Annotated in this window: 5 protein-coding genes; 1 reads left to right on the top strand and 4 read right to left on the bottom strand. The window is 43.1% G+C overall.

The features are described from left to right. Window positions 1-237 precede the first annotated feature (237 nt). The 3 genes from LC574_RS25150 to ccsB all read right to left on the bottom strand — a co-directional run bounded on the left by LC574_RS25150 (window position 238) and on the right by ccsB (window position 2,955). Window positions 238-1,086: a Uma2 family endonuclease gene (locus LC574_RS25150; RefSeq protein ID WP_229456270.1), complete on the bottom strand. Its 849-nt coding sequence runs from the start codon at window positions 1,084-1,086 to the stop codon at window positions 238-240. 151 nt (window positions 1,087-1,237) lie between these two features. After that, a complete protein-coding gene (locus tag LC574_RS25155) occupies window positions 1,238-1,546 on the bottom strand; it encodes a KGK domain-containing protein (protein WP_229456271.1) in 309 nt (102 codons plus the stop codon). 335 nt (window positions 1,547-1,881) lie between these two features. Then, window positions 1,882-2,955, bottom strand: coding sequence for a c-type cytochrome biogenesis protein CcsB (ccsB, locus tag LC574_RS25160; protein ID WP_229456272.1), 1,074 nt, complete (start codon window positions 2,953-2,955; stop codon window positions 1,882-1,884). Between the two features lie 151 nt (window positions 2,956-3,106). Here ccsB and LC574_RS38245 point away from each other — a divergent pair, with 151 nt between their 5' ends. Further along, complete coding sequence (locus tag LC574_RS38245) at window positions 3,107-3,241, top strand: hypothetical protein (RefSeq protein ID WP_267871674.1); 135 nt, start codon at window positions 3,107-3,109, stop codon at window positions 3,239-3,241. Here LC574_RS38245 and LC574_RS25165 read toward each other — a convergent pair. Further along, complete coding sequence (locus LC574_RS25165) at window positions 3,234-5,024, bottom strand: DUF3352 domain-containing protein (protein ID WP_229456273.1); 1,791 nt, start codon at window positions 5,022-5,024, stop codon at window positions 3,234-3,236. The genes LC574_RS38245 and LC574_RS25165 overlap by 8 nt on opposite strands. Between the last annotated feature and the right edge of the window lie 233 nt (window positions 5,025-5,257).

The raw sequence follows: 5,257 nt of genomic DNA on the forward strand, positions 1-5,257 counted from the left end.
ATACCCATATCAACGCCAAAAAACCAATCCATGCGTTCTCGCCAAGCTATTGCCAAAAGCGCTTTGAGTAAACCGGGAATTAAATCTTGTAATTCATTATCCACAGGGGTATCGTCAGAGTCAGGCAGTTCCTCTGATGAGGGCAAACAAGCTAATGGATCGTAATTTAGCATGGTAGGTTTACCGTTTCTCAGTTATTAGTGCATCTTTATTTTATTAATGAATTTTGATAGCAATTTAAATGAGAGAATCAGGATTTATGCCAAGCGATCGCAACTGCTCTGCTAATAATTGGGCGCGTCGTTGTGCTTGCTGCGCTTCTTGCTGTGCTTGCTGCGCTTCTTGTTGTGCTTGCTGCGCTTCTTGCTTTGCTTGTTGAGCTTCTTGCTTTGCTTGTTGCGCTTCTTGTTGTGCTTGCTGCGCTTCTTGCTTTGCTTGTTGAGCTTCTTGTTTAGCTTCTTGGGTTTCTTGTTGAGCGAGTTTTGCGTTTTCTTCGGGTGTTAAAAGCTTTTCCCCTTGCTGGTTATACCAATACAACCACTGGCGAGGAATGCCTAGATAAGTTCCCCGTTCCATGCCAATTCCTAAACCAATCTCTGGTAGCCAAATGGGATTACTATCTTCTAAAGCAGTGTAACTACCATTAATTAATTTGTATACTTCCAAACGTGGCTTTCGGCGACGATTCGGATTGTAGATTACATAATATAAAATCCCTAATTTGGCATACTCTGCTTTTTTAGTAGAGTACTCACCACGATATTTTTGAGATACTACTTCTAGCGCTAATACTGGTACTCTCCTTTCTTCCCAAAGCACATAACTGGGACGGAGGTTTTCATCATAAAATCGCTCAACGCCCAGACTCAAAAATCCATCTGGGACTATCGCTGGTAAATCTGGGTCATAATAAATACCCATATCAACGCCAAAAAACCAATCCATGCGTTCTGGCCAAGCTATTGCCAAAAGCGCTTTGAGTAAACCGGGAATTAAATCTTGTAATTCATTATCCACAGGGGTATCGTCAGAGTCAGGCAATTCCTCTGATGAGGGCAAACAAGCTAATGGATCGTAATTTAGCATGGTAGGTTTACCGTTTCTCAGTTATTAGTGCATCTTTATTTTATTAATGAATTTTGATAGCAATTCAGCACATCCTATTTTATTTGCAAACATTGAGAGGCTCAGATCCCCGACTTCTTAAAGAAGTCGGGGATCTTTTGCTAATTGGGTATTAGTTTTCTACTTGTTTGAGTCTTTGAAAAATTTCATCAAGTGGTGATTCAGAACCCTCAGGACAAAATTCTAAAGCAAGTCTAACTTTTCCTTTTTTCCATCCCTGAGTACTAAATTGCAAAACTTCGCAATTTAATCCTTGGGTATACAAATTTACTTCATCTGTTTCTTCCGCTCCAATATATTCCTTAATTGCTGTAATCAAATCACGGACTTTAAAAGTTTTAGCAATATTTAACTTATTAAAAGTGTCTGGTTCTATAGACACAACTTCATCATGGTTTAGTATCTCGAATCCATCTTCCATAAAAACTCCTGTCAATAAATCTATATTTTCTAGGGATATAACAGTTCATCCGAAATAAAATGATGATTTTATAGATTTAGTCATTGGTCATTAGTCATTAGTCAGTAGAGACGCGATTAATCGCGTCTGTACAATGGTCATTATCAGTAATAATTTTTTTCTGGCGCAATCGCTCTTAGCGATCTCGTAAGAGTAGGGGCAAAGAAAAACTCTGCACTCCTGTGCGTTTCAACTTCAACACTCAACTCACCATAGTTTTACGCGAGATTTTACTAAGTCCTGAGTTATGAGTAAAAGTAAAATACTCAATACTCAGTACTGTCTTAGCGAGGTTCTTAAAAGAACCATCCGTAAGAATGCAAACCTTTACCCAAAAGATTCACACCGAGATAGCAAACCCAAACAACAACAAAACCAGTGGCGGCTAAAATTGCGGGACGACGCCCTTGCCAACCGCGAGTGATTCGGGCGTGGAGATAGGCGGCGAACACTAACCAGGTAATTAATGCCCAAGTTTCTTTGGGGTCCCAACTCCAGTAGGAACCCCAAGCTTCGTTAGCCCAAACGCCACCGGCAATAATGCCAATTGTCAATAAGGGAAATCCGAGTCCGATGATGCGATAGCTGATATTGTCGAGGGTTTCAGCAAGGCTAAGGCGCTGGGGTGAAAGGGGTTCCAAATTTTGGATTTCGGATTTTGGATTTTGGATTGGGGTTGTTGTGACTAAACCCAAAACTGCGGTGTTACCATTACCGTTGCCGTTGCTACTAGTTTCAAAACGAGCAAAGCCGTTATTTTCGGCAGAAGGGGCTAATGGTTGAGATATTAGCTCAGATGCTTTGTTTAAGCGGTAGCCGTTGCTGCGATAACCACCAGTACCTACAGAACTACCTTGTAGTTGGACGTTTTGACCGCGAGTCACAACTAAAAAAGCGATCGCTAATAACGAACCCACCATCAAAGCAGAATAACTCAACATCATGACGCTGACATGCATCATCAGCCAATTTGACTTCAAGGCAGGTACTAAGGGTTCTGACGCTTGCATCTGGGATGGTAGTGTCATAGTAGCAAAAGCAGCGATCAACATTGCCACAGGAGCTGTAACAACTCCTACTAAGCGGCTACGGCTACTACTTTCAGCAATCAGATGGACGGTGGTAATTCCCCAAGTTAAGAAAAACAGGGATTCATAGAGATTACTTAAGGGAAAGTAACCAGCTTCGATCCATCGCGCCCCTAGTAGAGTCGCCATACACAAATTAGCGATCGCCATCCCAGCTGTCCCCAAAGCGGCTAGATAAGGCAGATTCCCAAAAGCCGCTCCTCCCCAATACACCAGCATTGTCAGGAATAATATGGCAAAGGAGGCATTGTCCAGCCAGTTCTGGAGTACAACCAAATTCATAAAGTCTTCTCTCCGTGGATGATTTAAAATATGGATTCTGACTGTTCTGATCCTATATGCTTAGAGGGGAATGGGGAATGGGGAATGGGGAATAGGGAATGGGGAATAGGAAATTGGGCATTGGGCATCCCTTCGGCTTCGCTCAGGGCAAGTGGGCATTGGGCATTGGTTATTAATTTTTGTCCCTCACTCCCTCACTCCCTCATCTCCCCCTGCTCCCTCATCTCCCCACTCCCCACTCCCCACTCCCTACTCCCCACTCCCTACTCCCCACTCCCCTATCTAACAGAGTTGCTCTTATTGCTTTCTGGACTAGGCAAGGGAGTCGTGTTCCTAACTTTTTTAAGTGCTAGAAAAATGTCGTAACGGTTACTGCGACTGTCGCTGACAGCAGATGTCATTCCAATTGAGCGCGTTGCATCAAGCAAAGTTTGTTGATTGGGAATTAGAGTTGGTAAAGGGAAATTTTTCACAGTTCGTTCCACATCCAGGAAAAATTGACCATTTGTCGGATTTGGTTCTGTAGGAACTGTTTGTTGGAAGGGGATCGTGCTAGCTAGTGTGTTGTTGGGTTTGGGAAGAATTTTATCAGTAACGGGAGCGCCTACTACTAGAAAGGCGACATTTCCATCTAACCAGCCGTGGGTTGCAGTTAACGTCCCATAGGGTGAAACCCAGTTAACAACGGGTTGTCCTGCGACTTTCGCCGGTTGGACTTGGAACTGGAATTGATTTCTCATCACCTCATCCAGCTGTTTTATTGATCTTTCAGCTGAGTTGCGTAGGCTTTGCCCGCCAACTCTTGGAGACGCTCCGCCAACGGCATCGCTTCCCTGTACCATAAACACCAAACCCGCACGAAAATCATTTGGTGAACCTTCTTTTGGAGTAGCAGGAATCACTGATAAGGAAAACTCGCCTTTCATCCAACTGAGCAAATCCTTATCTAAATCGAGAGTCGTAAGAGATTTTATACCACCTCTAAGTTGTTCTGGTGCGATCGGTGAGAGGGGATTTCCCTGAGATGTTAAAACGTAATCTCCCCACAACCTCTGTAAGTTTCCCCCCGAAAGCATCATTAAGGTTTCTGCTGGTACGCGGCTTTGCATTTGCCCAGCTTTGTTTTCTACCGCCAGCACCCGTTGACTATTAGGGTTTAACCAAGAAACGCCCTTGAAGCGGATTCCTTCTGCCTCTAAGATCATTGTCCCCGCTAAACCTTGGTTATTTTGCAGTTGAGCCAAAACTTGAGCAGGTAAAGGGCGATTCGGAGAAGCTGCGGCTATTTTGGCTGCTGTTGGTACATTTACGTAAAATTGGCCAAAGCGTTGGTCGTTGACAATTTTTGGAAAGTTCTCAGCAAAGCCCCCTGTTGTGGCTAGAGATGTTTGATTTTTGTAAGCGTCAATTGCTCGTTCTGTGGCTTTGGGATTATCAGTTATAACTAAAAAACGCCCATCTAGTAATGCTGCTGAAAAGTTTTTTACTGCTTGTCCCTCACTTTGTTTAATGGCGATCCCTTGATAAGTACGGTCAATCCATTTACCTTGTTTAAGGGTTTTGGGTTGTGCCAAAATGTTTTTGGCGATTTCTGGATTTTTCACTGGTAATACCATTACCATCGACTGCTGAACGCTTGCAGCATCTTCATTGGTGGTAACTGGTTTGGGTGCAGTTTTACTCGCTATTGCCGGGGCAAGAATTGCGATCGTAACATCATTGCCTACCCAAGGAGCGATATCTTTCTGGAAGTCGTAACCATTATTAGTGAGAAAGCGATCGCGCAATTCTACTAAATTTTTGTCCAGTTCTGCTTGGGTTTCTTTTGTGCCAAACTCTCGCAATTTTTGCCACTGCTGGGGATCTGTTGTCAGAGAAACCGCAAACAGGGCATCACCAGGAATAATATTTGCACCTACTAGCAAATCGCTAGAAGATAGTTGTCTCTGACTTAACAACCAGTATGCTACACTTCCCGCACCAATCAATAGCCCAGCAGCCGAGAGCGTCAGCACCAGAGACGGTTTTTTATTTTTCTTCATCGGAACAGACACAAGAGGCGGTGCCATTGAAACCTATACCTTATACTTGCAAACTTATTACTTGCTTGATTAATCAAGTACACCAACAAGTTTAACCATTCTTTAGAACAGCTAATTAGATTAAATTTTTCCACCCTAGATGTTAATGATACTTCGGTAATCAACCTTCCCTACTCTTTCAAAAGCTGTGTTTTTGACTCAGTTACCATTTTTAACACGCTTTGTTGAATTTCGTAGGACGCTTCCCTAAGATTAATTCC

This window comes from Nostoc sp. CHAB 5715 (assembly GCF_020829685.1).
Taxonomy (GTDB): Bacteria; Cyanobacteriota; Cyanobacteriia; order Cyanobacteriales; family Nostocaceae; genus Nostoc.